Origin of the sequence: Amycolatopsis rifamycinica, from assembly GCF_000695625.1 — a bacterium.
In the GTDB taxonomy this organism is placed as follows: Bacteria; Actinomycetota; Actinomycetes; order Mycobacteriales; family Pseudonocardiaceae; genus Amycolatopsis; species Amycolatopsis rifamycinica.
In genome coordinates this window covers 145,969-163,723 of sequence record NZ_JMQI01000068.1, presented here as the reverse complement: position 1 = coordinate 163,723, position 17,755 = coordinate 145,969, and the positions used below count along the sequence as shown (strand labels likewise).

17 protein-coding genes are annotated in these 17,755 nt (G+C 71.3%); 15 read left to right on the top strand and 2 right to left on the bottom strand.

What is annotated here, in order from left to right; genetic code table 11:
- Nucleotides 1-30 precede the first annotated feature (30 nt).
- Nucleotides 31-2,688: a transglycosylase domain-containing protein gene (locus DV20_RS33450; RefSeq protein WP_043787127.1), complete on the top strand. Its 2,658-nt coding sequence runs from the start codon at nt 31-33 to the stop codon at nt 2,686-2,688.
- 286 nt (nt 2,689-2,974) lie between these two features.
- Nucleotides 2,975-5,098: a transglycosylase domain-containing protein gene (locus DV20_RS33445; RefSeq protein ID WP_407638364.1), complete on the top strand. Its 2,124-nt coding sequence runs from the start codon at nt 2,975-2,977 to the stop codon at nt 5,096-5,098.
- A gap of 75 nt (nt 5,099-5,173) precedes the next feature.
- Here the strand turns inward: DV20_RS33445 and DV20_RS33440 are convergent, their stop codons facing one another.
- Nucleotides 5,174-6,220, bottom strand: coding sequence for a Gfo/Idh/MocA family oxidoreductase (locus DV20_RS33440; RefSeq protein ID WP_043787125.1), 1,047 nt, complete (start codon nt 6,218-6,220; stop codon nt 5,174-5,176).
- A 55-nt stretch (nt 6,221-6,275) separates the two neighbouring features.
- Between DV20_RS33440 and DV20_RS33435 the strand changes: the two genes are divergently transcribed.
- The gene (locus tag DV20_RS33435; protein ID WP_043787124.1) at nt 6,276-7,334 is read left to right on the top strand and encodes an ROK family transcriptional regulator; all 1,059 of its coding nucleotides are present in this window, start codon (nt 6,276-6,278) and stop codon (nt 7,332-7,334) included.
- Nucleotides 7,335-7,382: 48 nt separating this feature from the next.
- On the top strand, nt 7,383-8,933 hold the full coding sequence (locus DV20_RS33430) for a glycosyltransferase family 87 protein (protein ID WP_043787123.1): 1,551 nt from the start codon (nt 7,383-7,385) through the stop codon (nt 8,931-8,933).
- Here the strand turns inward: DV20_RS33430 and DV20_RS33425 are convergent.
- Entirely contained in the window at nt 8,930-9,703 is a 774-nt protein-coding gene (locus DV20_RS33425; RefSeq protein ID WP_043787265.1) for a deoxyribonuclease IV, read from the bottom strand. The two genes, DV20_RS33430 and DV20_RS33425, sit on opposite strands and share 4 nt — an antisense overlap.
- 115 nt (nt 9,704-9,818) lie before the next feature.
- On the opposite strand from DV20_RS33425, the gene DV20_RS33420 reads away from it, so the two are divergent.
- The 11 genes from DV20_RS33420 (at nt 9,819) to DV20_RS33370 (ending at nt 17,722) form a co-directional block, all read left to right on the top strand.
- Nucleotides 9,819-10,652 (top strand): hypothetical protein, encoded by an 834-nt coding sequence (locus DV20_RS33420; RefSeq protein ID WP_043787122.1) that lies wholly within the window; start codon nt 9,819-9,821, stop codon nt 10,650-10,652.
- Nucleotides 10,653-10,835: 183 nt separating this feature from the next.
- On the top strand, nt 10,836-11,672 hold the full coding sequence (locus DV20_RS33415; protein WP_043787264.1) for a hypothetical protein: 837 nt from the start codon (nt 10,836-10,838) through the stop codon (nt 11,670-11,672).
- A gap of 103 nt (nt 11,673-11,775) precedes the next feature.
- Nucleotides 11,776-12,642 carry a hypothetical protein gene (locus tag DV20_RS33410; protein ID WP_051736239.1) on the top strand — a complete coding sequence of 289 codons (867 nt, stop codon included), beginning with the start codon at nt 11,776-11,778 and terminating at the stop codon, nt 12,640-12,642.
- Nucleotides 12,643-12,745: 103 nt separating this feature from the next.
- Nucleotides 12,746-13,072: a 30S ribosomal protein S6 gene (gene rpsF / locus DV20_RS33405; protein WP_200876551.1), complete on the top strand. Its 327-nt coding sequence runs from the start codon at nt 12,746-12,748 to the stop codon at nt 13,070-13,072.
- A gap of 17 nt (nt 13,073-13,089) precedes the next feature.
- On the top strand, nt 13,090-13,602 hold the full coding sequence (locus DV20_RS33400; RefSeq protein WP_043787121.1) for a single-stranded DNA-binding protein: 513 nt from the start codon (nt 13,090-13,092) through the stop codon (nt 13,600-13,602).
- A 43-nt stretch (nt 13,603-13,645) separates the two neighbouring features.
- Nucleotides 13,646-13,894, top strand: a complete 249-nt coding sequence (gene rpsR, locus DV20_RS33395; RefSeq protein WP_003098744.1) for a 30S ribosomal protein S18 — start codon at nt 13,646-13,648, stop codon at nt 13,892-13,894.
- 14 nt (nt 13,895-13,908) lie between these two features.
- Complete coding sequence (gene rplI / locus DV20_RS33390; protein ID WP_043787118.1) at nt 13,909-14,370, top strand: 50S ribosomal protein L9; 462 nt, start codon at nt 13,909-13,911, stop codon at nt 14,368-14,370.
- Between the two features lie 133 nt (nt 14,371-14,503).
- Nucleotides 14,504-14,860: a hypothetical protein gene (locus DV20_RS33385; protein ID WP_043787117.1), complete on the top strand. Its 357-nt coding sequence runs from the start codon at nt 14,504-14,506 to the stop codon at nt 14,858-14,860.
- Nucleotides 14,857-15,456 (top strand): DUF3558 domain-containing protein, encoded by a 600-nt coding sequence (locus DV20_RS33380; RefSeq protein ID WP_043787116.1) that lies wholly within the window; start codon nt 14,857-14,859, stop codon nt 15,454-15,456. The genes DV20_RS33385 and DV20_RS33380 overlap by 4 nt, the downstream gene beginning before the upstream one ends.
- A 1-nt stretch (nt 15,457) precedes the next feature.
- Nucleotides 15,458-16,825, top strand: coding sequence for a hypothetical protein (locus DV20_RS33375; protein WP_043787115.1), 1,368 nt, complete (start codon nt 15,458-15,460; stop codon nt 16,823-16,825).
- Between the two features lie 105 nt (nt 16,826-16,930).
- Nucleotides 16,931-17,722: an ESX secretion-associated protein EspG gene (locus DV20_RS33370; protein WP_043787114.1), complete on the top strand. Its 792-nt coding sequence runs from the start codon at nt 16,931-16,933 to the stop codon at nt 17,720-17,722.
- Nucleotides 17,723-17,755 lie beyond the last annotated feature (33 nt).

The following is a 17,755-nucleotide window of genomic DNA, read 5'->3' as shown; positions in this document are numbered from 1 at the left end:
CCTGCGGGTACTGATCCGGGAGGCCCATCCGTGACCGACGACAACCGCTCCTGGCCGAACCAGGAGCCAGACGCACCCCGCCGTGCCCAGTGGCCGGGTGAAGAGGCGGGCCCCGCGTGGCCCGGTGAGTCGCCCCGGCGCGCCACCCCGCCTCGCGGCAACCCCCGGCAGGGCGGCCCGGCCTGGCCCGCCGGCGACGAAGCCGGCCAGCAGTGGGCCGATGACCAGCCACGACGGCCCCAGGCGCCCCGCGGCCAGAACGGCGCGGCCGGACGGCGTCAGCCGCCCCCCGGCCGCCGTCCCGGTGGCCCGCCCGGCTCGCCGCCGCAGGGCTTCCGCCAGCCGCCGTCCGGTCGTCGTCCGGAACCGGAACCCGAGCGTGAGCCGGATCTCATCACCCACCACGCGCACAACGGCACCGAAGACTCCTACGAGCCGTACGACGACGACCGCTTCGACGAATTCGCCGACGACGTCGAGCCCCGGCAGGAGCTCGACGAGAAGGGCCGCAAGGTCCTCACCCCGGCGCAGCGGAAGAAGCGCCGCTGGAAGATCATCCGGCGGGTCGCGTACGCGTGCGTCGGCGTCTTCTTCGTCGTCCCGGCGATCGCGTTCGTGATCACCTACTTCCTGGTCGACGTGCCGACGCCGGAGAGCGTCGCGGCGCTGCAGAGCCAGCCGATCACGTACTACTACGCCGACGGCAAGACGGTGATGGGCCGGCAGCTGCCGAAGGGCGGCGACCGCCAGCTGCTCAAGCCGGGCGAGATCCCCGACGTCGTCAAGCACGCCGTCTACGCCGCCGAGGACTCGACGTTCGAGACCAACTCGGGCTTCGACTTCACCGGCATCCTGCGCGCGGTCTTCAACCAGGCGACCGGCGGCCAGGGCGGTGGCTCGACGATCTCCCAGCAGTACATCAAGAAGGCCACGGAGAACGACGCCCCGACGCTGACCCGCAAGTGGACCGAGCTGGCCAAGTCCTTCAAGATGAACAACCAGGAGTCCAAGGAAGAGATCATCACGGGCTACCTGAACATCATCTACTTCGGCCGCTCGGCGAACGGCATCCAGGCGGCCGCGAAGGCCTACTTCAACAAGGACGCCAAGGACCTCAGCCCGTCCGAGGCGGCGCTGCTCGCGGGTCTGATCCAGGGCCCGAGCCGCTCGGAGAACCAGGAGTACGCCCAGCGCCGCTGGAACTACGTGATGGACCAGATGGTGGCCAACAAGTGGCTGCGCGCCGACGAACGCGCGAGCGCGCAGTTCCCGACGCCGGTCCCGAAGGCCGCCAAGGACACCGGCCAGTCGATGTCGTTCCACATCCAGCAGCGGATCGACGACGAGCTGGCGGACCAGGGCTACGACAACGCCAAGCTGCACGCGACCGGCGCCAAGGTCTACACCACGATCGATCCCAAGGCCCAGAAGGCGGCCGAGGACGCGGTCGCGAACAAGATGAAGGGCCAGCGCGACGACCGGCTCCTGGGCGCGCTGGTCGCGGTGAGCCCCAAGACCGGCGGCGTCCTCGCCTACTACGGCGGCCCGGACATCGTGAAGAACGACAAGGGCGAAGACCAGACCGGCCAGGACCGGGCCAACCAGGCGCGGAACCCGGGTTCGTCGTTCAAGGCGTTCGACCTCACCGCGTACCTGAAGATGGGCAAGGGCCTCGGCGACACCTTCGACGGGCAGAACAACCGGAAGTTCGGCAACCCGCCGAAGACCATCCGCAACGCGGGCGAAAGTTCCAGCTGCAGCGCGCAGTGCACCGTCGCCAAGGCGATGGAGATCTCGGCGAACACCGTGTTCTACGACATGGTCTTCAACATCACGAAGCCGGGGCGGGTGGCCCAGGCCGCCAACGAAGCGGGCGTTCCGACGTCACCGCAGATGAGCCAGGACATCAACATCGCGCTCGGTGGTGGTGCCACCGTGGCGACGCCGGAGGCCATGGCCGCGGGGTACGCCACCTTCGCCGGCGACGGCATGCAGCGTCAGGCCCACTTCGTCGCCAAGCTGACCAACGCCCAGGACGAGGTCGAGTTCGACGAGAGCAAGTACCAGCCCAAGCCCGCGTTCGACAGCGACGCGCAGAAGACCGCGCAGATCGCCGGCAACGTGACCACGGCGCTCGGCCCGGTCATCAAGCACTCCAACCTGCAGTGCCCGGCCGGTCACCAGTGCGCCGGCAAGACCGGTACGCAGCAGTACGACCCGCGGGACGGCGACCCCGCGGCGTACAAGGACCGCAACGCCCAGACCTGGATGGTCGGCTACACCCCGTCGGTCTCGGCCGCGGCCTGGGTCGGCGGCGACGGCAACATCCCGCTGCACGACAACGCGAACAAGCCCATCTTCGGGAGCACCATCGCCGGGCCCATCTGGCAGGAGTTCATGAAGAACTACCTGGAGGGGACCCCTGGCGAGAAGTTCCCCAAGGTCGACCCGATCGGCAAGGACGTCAACGACGTCACCACGACGCAGGCGAAGCCCTCGGAAACGCCGACGCCGTCGGAGACGCCGAGTTCGACGCCGCCCGAGACGTCCTCGGAGACGTCCACCGAGACCGAGACCTCGTCGTCGCGGCCGACCCGCACGTCGCGGCCGGGTCCGGGCGGGTCCACCTTCCCGCTGCCGCCGGGCGGTGACGGGTTCGCCCGGCCACCCGGCTCGGAAGAAGGCTGATCCGAAGGCCCCGCACCGCTTCCGGTGCGGGGCCTTCGCCGTTTCGGTGAACCACCGCCGCCGGTGGTCCGTGTGGAGTGTCGAGGGGTCTGCGCCCGCGGCCCACCGGCGTACCGGAGGACGGCCCGTGTACACCGACCGAAATCGCTCGAGGTCCGGCCGGAGGCCGATCCCGCGTGGCCGCTACGAGCCACGCCGGCCTCTCCCGCGACCGGACGAACCAGACGCCGCCGCCGAGGTTGCCCCGCCGGACCCGCGCAGGCGCCGCTGGAAGACCGTCCGGCGGGTGCTGTACGTGCTGTCCGGCCTGTTCTTCCTGGTGCCCGCGGTCGCCTTCGTGATCACGTACTTCGCCGTCGACGTGCCTTCGCCGGCGACGGTCGCGCAGTCGCAGGGCCAGGCGGTCACCTACCTCTACGCCGACGGCACCGAGCTGGGCAAGGACGTGCCCACCGGCGGCAACCGGCAGATCCTCGACCCGGCCCAGATCCCGGACGTCGTCAAGAAAGCCGTGATCGCCACCGAAGACGCGTCCTTCGAGACGAACTCCGGCTTCGACGTCTCCGGCATCCTGCGGGCCGCCTACAACCAGGTCAGCGGCGGTTCCGGCGGCGGCTCGACCATCTCGCAGCAGTACATCAAGAACGCCTCCGGCGACGACGCACCGACGTTGACGCGCAAGTGGGTCGAGCTCGCGAAGTCGTTCAAGATGAACCAGACCTACGAGAAGGCGGACATCATCACCGCCTACCTCAACATCATCTACTTCGGCCGCGGCGCGTACGGCATCCAGGCGGCGGCGCAGGCGTACTTCGGCAAGGACGCCGCCCAGCTGAACTACTCCGAGGCCGCGCTGCTCGCCGGGCTGATCCAGCAGCCGGGCCGGTCGGAGAACGCGACCGTCGCCCGCGACCGGTGGGGCACGGCACTGGACCGCATGCAGCGCAACGGCTACCTCTCCGCCGCCGACCGGAGGGCGGCGAAGTTCCCGAAGCCGGTCCCGCTCGTCGAATCGCGGCAGGCAACCACGCTCAACCCGTTCGTGAAGAAGCTGGTCAAGGCCGAGCTGGCCGCGGCGGGGATCCCCGAGGAGAAGTACTACTCGGGCGGGTTCCAGGTGTTCACGACGATCGACTCGAAGGCTCAGGAGGCCGCCGAAAAGGCCGTGGCCGAGGGCATGGCCGGGCAGACCGACGACCGCATCCTCGACGCGCTCGTCGCCGTCGACCCGAAGACCGGCGGCGTGCTCGCCTACTACGGCGGAGCACCGATCGTGAAGGGCCCGAACGGCGAGGACCAGGCCGGACGCGACTGGGCGGACGAACCGCACAACCCCGGATCGTCGATGAAACCGTTCGACCTCACGGCGTTCCTCAAGGGCGGCCGCGGCCTCAACGCGGTCTTCGACGGCCGCTCGCCGCGGACGTTCCCCGACGTGCCGCTGCCCGTGCGCAACGCCGGCACCAGCAGCAGCTGCTCCGAGCAGTGCACGGTGGCCGAGGCGATGCAGCGGTCCACGAACACCGTCTTCTACGACATGGTGCTCAACGTGACCAAGCCGGGCGGGGTGGCCGAAGCCGCGCAGGAGGCGGGCATCCGCACGAAGGACACCGGCGGCCGCAGCGTGCTGTTCACCGGCGACAACAACATCTCCATCGGCGGCGGCCAGACCGCGGTCACGCCGGCGGACATGGCCGCCGCGTACGCGACCTTCGCCGCCGGCGGCGTCCAGCACAACCGCCACTTCGTGCAGAAGGTGACGAACTCCCAGGGTGAGACCGCCTACGAAGCCGACACGCGGGCGACGGACGCGTTCGCGGACAACGACCGCGGCAAGAGCAGGCAGATCGCCGGGAACGTGACCGCCGCGCTGGCGCCGGTGATCCCGTTCTCGCGGCTGTCCTGCCCGGCGGGCCATGAGTGCGCGGGCAAGACCGGCACGCAGCAGCACACGCCCGGTGAAGACGAACCGGCGTCCGCGGCGAACACGAACGCGCAGACGTGGATGGTGGGCTACACGCCCTCGGTCTCCGCGGCGGTCTGGGTGGGCGGCGACGGCGACAAGGCCCTGCGCGGCCCGACCGGCGCGCCGCTGACGCCGTCGGTCATCGCCGGGCCGGTGTGGCAGCGGTTCATGCAGCTCTACCTGGCCGGGAAACCGGCCGAGCGCTTCGACCGCGTTCAGGCGATCACCTCGCCGCAGGACGACCAGCTGCAGCTGCAACTGCAGCTCCAGCAGCAACAGCAGCAGTTCCAGCAGCAGCAGCAACAGCAGGACCAGCGCTTCACCCCCGGCCGCGGCGACGGCCCCCCGGACCCCCGGCAGAACCGCGTGCGCGGCAACGACCGGCGTGACGGCCGGGGCCGCGGCAACGGCAACGACACCGGCCAGGCGAACTTCGGCCCGTGACCGCGGGCCGGCCGGGGGAGGAGGCCGTGACCTCGGAGCTGGGGGGGTCACCGGGGTCACGGCCGGTCAGGGGGGTCAGAGCTCTACGACGGTGCCTTCGACGCCGGAGCGGTGGGCCGCCTCGATCACGCGCAGGGCCGCCACGGACGACGCCGGGTCGACGGGGAACTCGCCTTCGCCGCGCAGGGCGTCGCGCACCTGGGCGTAGAACTGCTCGTAGCGGCCGACCTCGGTGGGCACGGTCTCGATCTCCGGGCCGACGCCGAGCTTGCCGGCGTCTCCGGCCGGCTCGGTGCCCCAGCCCGCGTCGCCGGGGCGCAGGCCCGCCTTGATCTGCGGTTCCTGCACGTCGAGGCCGTACTTGGTGAACGTCGCGCGGTCGCCGAGCACCCGGAACCGCGGGTTCTGCGTGCCCGCCAGCGCGGTCGCCCACAGGTGCGAGCGGACGCCGTTCGCGTGGTGCAGCGCGACGAACACGTCGTCGTCGACCTGGACGCCGGCCCGGCGGCGGTCGACCTCCGCGTAGACGCGGGTGACCGGGCCGAACAGCTGCAGCGCCTGGTCGACGATGTGCGCGCCGAGGTCGTAGAGCAGGCCACCGGCCTCGGCCGGGTCGCCGAACTCGCGCCAGTTGTCCTTGGGCTTCGGCACCCAGCGGTCGTACCGGGATTCGAAGCGGAACACCTCGCCGAGCCGCCCGGACTCGAGAACCTTCCGCACGGTGAGGAAGTCGGAGTCGAGCCGCCGGTTCTGGAAGACCGTCAGGCCGACGCCCGCCGCTTTCGCCGCGTCGACGACCTGCTGGGCTTCGGCGGCGGTCGGCGCGAACGGCTTGTCGACGACCACCGGCAGGCCGGCTTCGATCGCCCGCAGCGCGAGCGGCACGTGCGTGCGGTTCGGGGTGCTGACCACGACGAGGTCGAGGTCAGCCGCCCGCTCGAACAGCGCGTCGGCGCTGGGCACGACCTCCGCGCCCGGGTGGTCGGTGCGGGCCTGGGAGGCGTTGCTCGACGTCGTGATCACCGCCGGGGTCAGCCCGGGCGTCGCCGCCACCAGGGGTGCGTGGAAGACACGTCCCCCGATGCCGTACCCGAGGATGCCCACGCGCAAGTCTTCGCCCATGCCGCCATTAAACAACAGCGTTGCCTAACTGGCCAGACGTGCGAAGATCTCGTCCATGGCGGAGACCGGGGTGAACCTGCGCGACGTGCGCGCCCACAACCGCGCCCTGCTGCTCACGCACATCCTGCGCGCCGGCGGCCTCAGCCGGGTCGAGCTCGCCGAACGCACCGGGCTCACCCAGCAGGCCGTCTCCAAGATCGTCCCCGAACTGCTCGGCACCGGCCTGCTGGACGAGCGGCGGCAGCCCTCCGCCGGCGTCGGCAAACCCCGCACCGCGCTGCGCATCCGGGCGGGCGCCAAGCACGCGCTCGGCGCGCGCCTCGACCGCGACGAGTACCGCGTGCTGCGCACCAACCTCATCGGCGAGGTCGAGGAAACGGCGGGTGGCCCGCTCCCGCCCGGCTTCCCGCCCGAGCAGGCCGTCGAAGCCATCGGCGCCACCGCGCTCGAGCTCGCCGACGGCTTCGACGTGCTGGGGCTCGGCCTCGGCGCGGTCGGTCCGCTGGACCACCTCGCCGGCCTGGTCCGCGACGCGACGAACATGCCCGGCTGGCACGACGTCCCCCTGCGCGACCTGCTCGAGAAGCGCACCGGGCTGCCGGTGACGCTCGACAAGAACACCAACGCCGCCGCCTTCGCCCGGCTCTGGCCGCACGGCGAGCCGACGGCGACCGCGGTGGTGCTCGTCGGCACCGGCATCGGCGTCGGCCTGCTGATCGACGGGCGGCTCTACCGCGGCCCGCGGACCAACGCGGGTGAGTTCGGGCACACCACGATCGCCTTCGACGGGCCGCGCTGCGGCTGCGGGCGGCGCGGCTGCGTCGAGATCATGGCCAAGCGCGCGCCGGACACCCGGGCCGCCGCCGGCTTCCTCGGCATCGGGCTGGCCGACCTGGTCCAGGTGCTCGACCTGGAGCGGATCGTGCTGGCCGGGCGGGCGGTCCGGGACGAGCCGGACGTCCACCGCGAGGCCGTCTCGGCACGGCTCGAGGAGCTGCTGCCGGTGCCGCACTGGCAGCGCATCGAGGTCGTCGAAGACACCTCCGGCGAGGAACTCGTGACCCGCGGCGCGGCCGCGGAGATCCTGGCCTCGTTCTACGCGAATCCGGCATGATCACCGGCTTCACCGCCGCGCACCCCGATCCCCGATACGATCCGCCTCGTGCCAGAGGAGACCACGCGGGAGGCGGAACCCGGCCCCGTGACGCTGACCCGGGCGGAACGGGTCGTCCCGAGCTGGAACGAGCCCCTCGCCGCGGCGGTCACCAGACCACTGGGCGGCCCGCTGGGTGAGCACGCGGCGGTCGGCAGGCACTGGTTCTGGTCGCCCCAGCGCGTCGGGCTGCTGCTGGCCACGCTCGCCCTGATGCTGTGCTGGTTCGGCAAGGGCTCGTGCATCCAGCAGTACCAGGACGCCGGCGGCAACACCCAGCTCGACTGGCGCGCGGGCCGCCCGTTCGTCGCCATGTGCTACTCCGACATCGTGCCGCTCTACGGCTCCGAGCGGCTCGACCGGCCGGGCACCTTCCCGTACTACACGTCGTGGCGGGAAAGCTCGCAGACCGCCGAGGACAACACCCGGTACATGGAGTACCCGGTGCTCACCGGCCTGTTCCAGTGGGTGAACGCGAAGCTCGCGGCGGGCTGGTACAACGTCGCCCGGTCCGGCTGGCTGCCGGGCGCCCTGCCGGTGGCGATCTACTTCGACATCACCGCGTTCTTCCTCGGGCTCGCCTGGCTCGTCACCGTCTGGGCGACCGGCCGGACCGTCAAACGCCGTCCGTGGGACATGGTCCTGGTGGCGATCTCGCCGCTGGTCCTGGTGCACGCCTTCACCAACTTCGACGCGCTCGCGACCGCGTTCACCGCCACCGGCCTGCTCGCCTGGGCGCGGAAACGGCCCCTGCTCGCCGGGCTCCTGCTCGGGCTCGGCGCGACGGCGAAGCTCTACCCGCTCCTCCTGCTCGGCGTGCTGTTCGCCCTGTGCCTGCGCGCGGGCAAGCTGACGCCGTTCTGGAAGACCGCGGGCGCCGCGGTCGCGACGTGGCTGGCGGTGAACGCGCCGTTCATCCTCACCGCGACCCGCGGCTGGTGGGAGTTCTTCCGGATGAGCACCCTGCGGCCGATGGACCCGGACTCGCTCTACAACGTGTTCTCGTACGTCAGCGGCTGGCCCGGGTTCGACGGCGTGCTGCAGAAGAACCAGACGCCGACGTACCTGAACATCACGGTGGCCGTGCTGTTCCTGGCCTGCTGCGCGGGAATCGCCTACCTCGCGCTCGCCGCGCCACGGCGGCCGCGCGTCGGCCAGCTCGCGTTCCTCGTCGTGGCCGCGTTCCTGCTGACGAACAAGGTGTGGAGCCCGCAGTACTCGCTGTGGCTCGTCCCGCTGGCGGTGCTGGCCATCCCGCGCTGGCGGCTGCTGCTCGGCTGGATGCTGATCGACGCCGTCGTCTGGGTGCCGCGGATGTTCTACTACCTCGGCGTCGACCACAAGGGCCTGCCCGAGGGCTGGTTCCTCGGCACGGTGGTGGTCCGGGATCTCGCCGTCGTCGGGCTGTGCGTGCTGGTCGTCCGCGAGATCTACCGCCCGGCCACCGACCTGGTGCGGATCGAGGGCGAAGACGACCCGGCCGGCGGCTTCCTCGACGGCGCCCGGGACGTGATCATCCCGAACGCCACCCGGCGCCGCCGGCGGGCCGTGACCGTCTAACCCAGCTGTTCGCGCAGGTAGGCGATGTCGGCGGCCTGGCCGTCGGGCGGCGTCTCGACGACGACCGGGGCGCCCGCTTCGCGCGCGACGGCGACCAGCACCTCGGGGTCGATCGTCCCTTCACCGCGCACGACGTTGGCGTGCCGGTCGCGGGTCGAGCCGAACTCGTCGCGGGAGTTGTTGAGGTGCACCAGGTCGATCCGGCCGGTGATGGCCTTGACCTTTTCGACGGCGGTCGCCAGGTCCCAGCCCGCGGCGAACGCGTGGCAGGTGTCAAGGCAGAACCCGGCGCCGAACTCGCCGACCTTGTCCCACAGCCGGGCGATGATGTCCAGGTCGCGGGTGATCGCGTTCTCGCCGCCCGCGGTGTTCTCGATCAGGATCGGGACCTTGAAGCCGCCCTTCTCCTGCTCGCGCTCGAACAGCTTGCGCCAGTTGTCCAGGCCGGCCTCGACGTCGTCGTTCGCGCCGACGTGCCCGCCGTGCACGATCAGGCCCTTCGCGCCGATCGCCGCGGCGCCGTCCGCGTGCTGCGTGACGTTCTTCCGGGACGGGATCCGGATCTTGTTGTTCAGCGAAGCCACGTTGATCAGGTACGGCGAGTGGATGAACACCTCGACCGGGTCGGCCGCGATGGCCTCGCCGTGCGGGTGCGGCTTCGGGGCCTTCCAGCCCTGGGGGTCGGAGAGGAAGAACTGGACGACGTCGGCCTTGCGCTCGGCGACCGCGGTCAACGGGTCGTCGTCACGGATATGGGCGCCAATCAGCATGCCGAGCACGGTACTCCGGACCCCATTTCCGGCCGGTGAGCCCGGTTGGTGACGCTCGTGGAGTACCGTGAGCGCGTTCCGTGATCGAAAAATCGGTCCGACCTGCCGGAGGGGCATGATGGGGAAGCACGTCGCCCGGATCACCGCACTGGGGTTCACCATCGCCGTCTCGGCCGCGCTGACGGCGCCGGGCCCGGCGAGCGCCGGCACCAGCCCGACACTCGGCGGGAGCTGCGGGTCCACGCTGCAGAACGGGAGCTCACCCGGCCTGACCCTGGACGCCGGCGCCCCGCTGAACGCCCCGAACCAGCTGACCGTCGGCCTCGACTCGAGTTCGCGGAACACGAACGGCACGGCCCCCCTGCTCACGCTGCCGCTCGGCGACACCGTGAAGGCGCTGGGCATCGGCCGGGTGCCGGTGGTCGGCGACGCGGCGGCCAAGGGCGTCTGCCCGGCCGCGCAGGCCACGGTCAACGCCGTCGGCGACCTGACCCAGAACGTGGTTCCCGAACTGCCGCCACTGCCCTCGCTGCCGCCACTGCCGCCGCTGCCGCTGCCGCCGGGCCCGAACCCGCCCCAGCCGCAGCCACCGCAGCCCGCTCCGCCCGGCCCGAACCCGCCGAGCCCGGGACCGAACCCGCCGGGCAGCAGCATCGGCCCGGTGGTCACCGGCCAGGGCAACGCCGGTCTGGCGGGCGACGCCATCTCGGGCATCTTCACCAACGCCGCGCTGCTGCCGGGCACCCTGCTGCAGGCGCCGGTGATCGCGCAGATCATCCCCGGCCAGCAGGTCCCGCCGCCGACCGTCGACGCCCAGAAGTCCGGCACGGCGGAGGCCCTGCCGGGGGTCACCCCACCGGCGAAGCTGCCGATGCTGCTCGCGGTGCTGGCGCTGGCGATCGTCGCGGCCGCGCTGGTCCGCGCCTGGATCCGCCGCAACCCCGCCTGACGCACGGTGACGCCGGCTTCCACCCGAATGCCGGACATTTCTGAGCGAGCGGGCGTCACCCGGCTGCCTTAGCGTCGTTGTACTGGTAAGTAGGCGACGACACCAGGGGCGGCGAGCATGCAGGATCGGACACGGAGGGCTACGGCGGTCGGTGCGGCGGCGGTCGTCCTCGCGGGTTCCGCCGTGCTCGGACTCCCCGGCACCGCCTCGGCCGAGACGAAGACCGTGCCCTGCGGCAGCACCGTGTCGGCCGCGCCGGGCGACCACATCCAGGGTTCGCTGCTCGGCCTGCCGCTCATCGACCTGGGCATCGTCACCCAGGCGACCACCGTGCTGACCACGACCGTCGGCGGGCTGCTCAAGACGGTCTGCTCGGTCACCGTGAAGGTGGTGGACACCGTCGTCGCACCGCTCCCCGGCGTCGGCGCACCCGCGGCGAGCGCGATCAACCAGGGCGTCCAGGGCGTGACCAGCGGCGTCCAGCAAGGCCTGAGCGCGGTGAGCGGTGGCGGCAAGCAGTCCTCGCCGCAGCCGGGCACGGGCGGCAACCAGCAGCAGCCGCCGCCGGCCCAGGGCGGGTCCGGGGGCGCGCCGCAGGGCGGCACCCCGGCGGGCACCATGCCGATCCCGGACGCGAACAGCCCGCTCCTGCCCGGCTTCGCGAGCACCCCGGTGTTCGGCGGCTTCCCGTTCGCCCTCGGCACGGGCTACGCCCCGATGCGCGACTACAGCGGCATCCCGTTCGCGACGGCCGGCCTGTTCACGCCGTCGCCCGCGCTCCGGTACGGCAGCCAGATCCCCGGGTACGCCCCGCAGTACGGCCTCACCGGTCCGGATGGCACGTCGGACGGCAATTCCGGCGTGCAGACGGCGGGTCAGGCCGAAGCGCTACCGTCCGCATCGGACGGTTTCACGAACGGGTCGAATCTTCCGCTGCTGCTGGCCGTTCTGGCACTGTCCGGAGTCAGCGCCGGGCTCGTCCGCACGTGGGTGATCCGCCGGATGGCCGCTGCGAATTGATCCAACTGCCGAGTATCTTTCGCGTATCTCCCTCGTTCATCCTGGTGTCGCCTCGAACGACGCCCCCGTGATCCCCCCTGGAGGACAGCTCGTGCGGAAGACCATGACCGTCACCGCCATCGCCGCGTTCATGGTCGGCGGAGCTTTCTTCTCCATGGGCACCGCCTCCGCCGCGACGACCCTCGCGGGCACCTGCGCGGGCTCGGTCGGCGGCAGCATGGGCGACACGGTGGCCGTGCAGGGCTCGTCGGTGAAGGAGTTCGTCCGGCAGGGCGCGAAGGACCAGGTCAACGTGCTGACCTTCGCGACCGTCTGGCCGGACGCGCTGGCGGACACGATCGCGGGCAAGGGCGCGCTCAACGTCGGCACGGTGCCGAACTCGGCGGGCGGCACCATCGCCGGCGACGCGATCGGCACCGTCGTGGCGAACGCCCTGAAGGGCGCGGCCGGGCTCGGCGTGCTGCCCGACACCCAGACCAAGGTGCTCAACTCGATCAAGAGCCGGGTCGCCCAGGGCTGCGGGCTGACCACGATCGCCACGAACTACGTCGCACCGGGCGCACCGGGCGCGGGCAACGCCGGCACCCCGCAGGCCCGCACCGACACCGCACCCGGCGGCGCCGCCGGCAACCTCTCCAACCTGAACCCGGGCACCGCCGGCGGCACGGGCGGCAGCGCCCCGATGCGCGACTACGGCGGCATCCCCACCGCCACCGCCGGCACGGCCGTCGCCCCCGGCGTGCGGTACCCGGCGAACGGCACCCTGCCCGGTGACGCGTCGGCCCCGCAGGCGGGCCAGGGCGACCAGAGCGGCCAGGGCGCGGACGTCCGCGACGCCGGCAACGCGCAGTCGCTGGCCTCGAACGGCGCGTCCAACGACGTGCAGCTGCCCATGCTGCTCGCGGTGATCGTGCTGGCCGGCGTGACCGCCGGGCTGGTCCGCACCTGGGTCCTGCGCCGGGCCGGCTGACCCCCGCCGTCCGGTCCTGTCGGTACCCCCAGGTAGCCTTACCTGGACAAACCCTCCTGCCACGGACAGTCCGTGGCCGCGAGCCCATAGGAGGTGAGTGGTTGTGTCACGCCATTACGAGGTAATGGTCATCCTGGACCCCACGCTCGACGAGCGCACGGTCGCCCCCACGCTGGACAACTTCCTCAACGTGATCCGCACTTCGGGCGGTTCCGTGGAGAAGGTCGACGTCTGGGGCCGCCGCCGCCTTTCGTACGAGATCAAGAAGCACGCCGAGGGCATCTACGCCCTGCTGGACCTGAACTCCTCCGCGGACGCGGTCAAGGAGCTCGACCGGCAGCTGTCGCTGCAGGAGACCGTGCTCCGCACCAAGGTCATGCGTCGCGAGGTCAAGCGCGCCGCGGCCAAGCCCGCTGCCGCCAAGGCCTGAGCCCGAGGGGAACCCCGATGGCTGGAGACACCGTCATCACGGTGGTCGGCAACCTGACGTCCGACCCGGAGCTGCGCTTCACCCCGTCCGGTGCGGCGGTCGCGAACTTCACCGTCGCGTCCACCCCGCGCACCCTCGACCGGCAGTCCGGCGAGTGGAAGGACGGCGAGGCTCTCTTCCTGCGCTGCAACATCTGGCGGCAGGCGGCGGAGAACGTCGCTGAGTCCCTGACCCGCGGCGCCCGCGTCGTCGTGCAGGGCCGTCTGAAGCAGCGGTCGTTCGAGACCAAGGAAGGCGAGAAGCGGACCGTCGTCGAGCTCGAGGTCGACGAGATCGGCCCCTCGCTGCGCTACGCCACGGCCAAGGTCAACAAGGTCAGCCGCGGTGGCGGCGGTGACTTCGGCGGCGGCGGTGGCGGCGGTGGGAACCGCGGCGGCGGCGGTGGCGGAATGCCGGCCGACGACCCGTGGGGTTCCGCGCCCGCCGCGAGCAGCGGTGGCGGCGGCTTCTCGGACGAGCCCCCCTTCTGATCTCGTACACATCCACAAAGATTTGACTTTCCAGGAGTAACCAGTGGCCAAGCCACCCATCCGCAAGCCCAAGAAGAAGGTCTGCGTGTTCTGCAAGGCCGAGAAGAAGGGCCGCCCGGAACTGATCGACTACAAGGACACCAACCTGCTGCGGAAGTACATCTCCGACCGCGGCAAGATCCGTGCCCGTCGCGTCACCGGCAACTGCAGCCAGCACCAGCGTGACATCGCCATCGCGGTCAAGAACTCCCGCGAGATGGCGCTGCTGCCCTACACCTCGACCGCGCGCTAAGGGAGGGCACGAAAATGGCGAAGATCATCCTCACCACGGACGTGGCCAACCTGGGCGGCCCCGGCGACATCGTCGAGGTCAAGGACGGCTACGCGCGCAACTACCTGCTCCCGCGGGGCTACGCGATCGCGGCCTCCAAGGGCGCGGAGAAGAATGTGCGCACCATCCAGCGCGCGCAGGAGAGCCGTCGCATCCGCGACCTCGACCACGCCAAGGAGATCAAGGCGGCGCTGGAGGGCCTCGGTGCCATCCAGCTCACCGGCAAGGCGGCCGAGGGCTCGAAGAAGCTCTTCGGTTCGATCACCGCCGGCGAGATCGTCGACGCGATCAAGGCGGCCGGTGGCCCGCTGCTCGACAAGCGCGTCATCGAGCTGCGCGACCACATCAAGACCGTGGGCAAGCACTCGGTCGGCGCCCGGCTGCACCCGGACGTCAAGGTCGACGTGCGGCTCGAGGTCAAGGCCGTCGCCCAGTAGGTCAAGGCGGCAACGTCGTGAAAAGGCGGGTCACCCCCTGGCGGGTGGCCCGCCTTCACGCTTTTCGGGGAACCTCGGACACCGTGGCGGCGTCGGAGGAGAATGGGCGAGGACGCGAAGGGGATGGGATCGCATGGCTAACGAGGTCAACATGTCCGCGCCGGCCGGCGGCGGTGGCGGTTTCACGTTCGACGCCGACAAGATCGACAGCGTCATCAAGAAGTGGCAGGACCTGCAGGCCGACCTCAAGCGCGACTACGCCGACGCCAACCTGATGGCGAACGTGAAGGCGCCCGGCAAGGAGTTCGCCAGCGGCGACTGGGAGAAGCTCGCGAACCCGTCCGGCAAGGCGTTCCTCGAGCAGAACCAGAAGATGCAGGAGTACGTCAAGAACTACATCGACGCGCTCACCGCCGCGAAGCAGAAGATCACCACCAAGGAGTCGGACGCCTTCACCGACCTCTCGAAGACGGGGAACCAGGCCACGTGAACCGACGATGCATCGCCGTCCCGGCGCTGGCCTTCGCCGTGCTCGCCCTCGCGGGCTGCGGCGGCAAGACCCGGGGCACCGCCAACCCGGCGCCGTCCACGGCCGAATCGGGCAGCGAGACCACCCGGTCCACCGCCGACACCGCGCCGAGGGTGCCGGTCCCGTTGAACACCGCGTCGATCACCTCGGACGCCTGCGCGACGATGAGCGCGTCCGGGCGTTCCTCACTCGGCCTCGGCGAAGGGCAGCCGCGGACCACGGGCAACGGCCCGAGCTGCACGTTCCAGGAAGCCGCCGACCCGGGCAACCAGATCGACGTGACCACGGTGACGGCGAACAAGAACGGGCTGCAGGACGTCTACGACACCAAGGCGAACGACGCCTACTTCGGTGAAACCCAGGCCTACGGCTACCCGGGCGTCTACGCCGCCGCGGTCGACGACCGCAAGAACGGCAAGTGCGGCCTGTTCGTCGCGGTGACCGACCAGCTCACGGTCAACATCCTGGTCCAGTACGACAACGGCGCCGGCGCGGCGGACCCGTGTTCCGTGGCGATGAAGTTCGGCGAGTCGATGATCCGCACCCTGGGAGGCTGAGATGCTGGAGCTCGTGCTCCTGGGCGGCTTCGCCGCCTACAACATGGCGACCACGCATTCGGACGACCACACGTCGGTGCAGGGCGACCGCAAGATCGACTGCTACGACATCTGGGAGAAGATCACCACCGGCCCCGGCGCCGGCTCGATCGAGAGCGGGCAGTCGGCGGCGAGCCGGCTGAAGGGCGCCTACCAGGAACGTCTCACCACCATCGACGCGCTGGCCAAGGAGATGGACGCGGCCTGGACCGGCGGCGGCGCCGAAGCGGCGCAGCAGGCCGGCGCCCACCCGCTGCGGGTGTGGATGGAGGATTCCGGCACCAAGCTCACCGACTCCGACAAGTACCTCGGCGAGCAGCACAGCGCCTTCACCACGGTGCACGCGCAGGTCCAGCAGGTGCCGAAGGACCCGCCGAAGAACAACCTGCTCAACGCGGTGACGCCGTGGACGACCGACACCGACCGGGCGATCCGCGACTACAACGCCAAGGGCCAGGCCAACGTCGACGCCTTCAACACCTACTACAAGGCGAGCAACGAAAACGGCCAGGCGATGCCGACGTACTCCGCGCTCCAGGGCCAGCAGGAGAACGTCAACGTCGACGGCGGCGGCAAGGACGGCAAGAAGAAGCCGGGCGGCAAGGACGGCAACGGCTCGGGCGACAGCACCGGCAGCGGGAACCCCAACGGCTCGGGTTCGGTGCCCGGCGTCACCATGCCCGGGCCCGGCGGCGTGCCGTCCTTCCCCGGCCAGCCGAACACCCCCGGGGGGAACTTCGACCCGGGCAAGGTGCCGGGCTTCGACCCGTCGAAACCGCCGAACTTCGACCCCTCGAAGATCCCGGGCGGGAACTACGACCCGTCCCGGATCCCCGGGGCCGGCCAGTACACGCCGCCGAACTTCGGCGACGGCACCCACTCGTCGGGGTTCGTCCCGCCGAAGATCCCCGGCGCCGGCGGCGGCTTCGGCCCCGGTGGCGGGGGCGGCGGCGCGGGCGACTTCTCCATCCCCGGCGGCGGTTTCGGGCCGGGCGGCTCGGGCGGGATCGGCGACCCGGCGGCGGGCTTCGGTCCGGGTGGCGTGGGCTTCGGGCCCGGCGCGTCGACCGGGGCCATGCCCGGTGCCGGCGCCGGTGACGCGGCCGGCGCGGGCCGGGGCGGCGCGGGGGCCGGCGGGGCGACGGGTGGCGCGGCCGCGGGCCGCGGCGGTGCCTCCGGGATGGGGGGCATGGGCGGCATGCACCCCGGCGGCGCCAAGGGCCAGGGCGGCGGCGACGAGGAACGCACGTCGAAGTACCTGCTCGGCGACGACCCGAACGACATCTTCGGGACCGACGAGCTGACCGCGCCGCCGGTCATCGGCGAGTAGCGCACGCGGGACGTCCGGGCGCGTGCCAAGATGGGCGCGCCCGGCTCTCGCGGGTTCACCACACGATCTTATTTCTCTGTGTCCGATTCTTTCTGGGGGAAAGCGGTGCTGGACAGGCAGGTCACCATCACGACCGGCACCCTGATCAACCTGATCCGGCGCCGGGGCGGCGAGCCGCACACGGTGCTGTCGGAGACGCCGACCTGGTACAGCGACGAGGCCCAGCGCGCCGAAGACGAGCAGACCAACGCCGAGCTCGCCAAGGCCGGGCTGTTCGGCCCGCGCGGCATGCACCCCGGGTTCGTCGCGACGATCGAAGCGATCGCCCGGCCGCAGCTGGAGTACTACGGCTGGATCGACGGCGGGTTCCAGGGCAAGCCGGTGAGCTACCGGCTGCTCGCCGGCAGCGCCGGGGGCGAGGCGTTCGTGCTGGCCAAGCACGAGGAGCTGGACGTCGTCGTGCTGGAGTCGACCAGGCCGCACGAGCTGCTCGACGACTTCCTCGGCCAGATCCCGAAGCTGGCGCCCGGCCGCGGGACACCGCTCGCGGTGCCGAAGAGCCAGATCGAGGGGACCGCCCGCGGCGATGACGGCGCCGGGTTCGCGGTGCTGCGCAGCGACCGCCCGGCCGAGGGTTCGCAGGAGGTCGAAGAGCTCCGCCGGATCCTGGCGTTGCGCCGGATGGGGAGCGGCAGCCTCTACGTGGCGGCCCGCAGCCGCACCGGCGCGCGGCACCGGATCGAACGCCCGGTGAACTACATCGATACCTCGGAAGGCCGGTGGCTGACCGAAGAGATTCCGGGCCGGGGCGAGAACCGGATCGCCTTCACCCCGGCCGACCAGCGCGTTCTCGCCGATCGGTTACGCAGCGCACAGGGCCGGCTCACCGCGGCTTGATCGACGAGCCGTTCAGCCCACCGGGTAACGCGT

Bases quoted from the DNA above. Each gene is read 5' to 3' on its own strand.
- DV20_RS33375 (WP_043787115.1), top strand. From the start codon at position 15,458: ATGCTGGAGCTCGTGCTCCTGGGCGGCTTCGCCGCCTACAACATGGCG.
- DV20_RS33410 (WP_051736239.1), top strand. From the start codon at position 11,776: ATGACCGTCACCGCCATCGCCGCGTTCATGGTCGGCGGAGCTTTCTTC.
- DV20_RS33425 (WP_043787265.1), bottom strand. From the start codon at position 9,703: ATGCTGATTGGCGCCCATATCCGTGACGACGACCCGTTGACCGCGGTC.
- DV20_RS33400 (WP_043787121.1), top strand. From the start codon at position 13,090: ATGGCTGGAGACACCGTCATCACGGTGGTCGGCAACCTGACGTCCGAC.
- DV20_RS33435 (WP_043787124.1), top strand. From the start codon at position 6,276: ATGGCGGAGACCGGGGTGAACCTGCGCGACGTGCGCGCCCACAACCGC.
- DV20_RS33440 (WP_043787125.1), bottom strand. From the start codon at position 6,220: ATGGGCGAAGACTTGCGCGTGGGCATCCTCGGGTACGGCATCGGGGGA.
- rplI (WP_043787118.1), top strand. From the start codon at position 13,909: ATGGCGAAGATCATCCTCACCACGGACGTGGCCAACCTGGGCGGCCCC.
- DV20_RS33420 (WP_043787122.1), top strand. From the start codon at position 9,819: ATGATGGGGAAGCACGTCGCCCGGATCACCGCACTGGGGTTCACCATC.
- DV20_RS33385 (WP_043787117.1), top strand. From the start codon at position 14,504: ATGGCTAACGAGGTCAACATGTCCGCGCCGGCCGGCGGCGGTGGCGGT.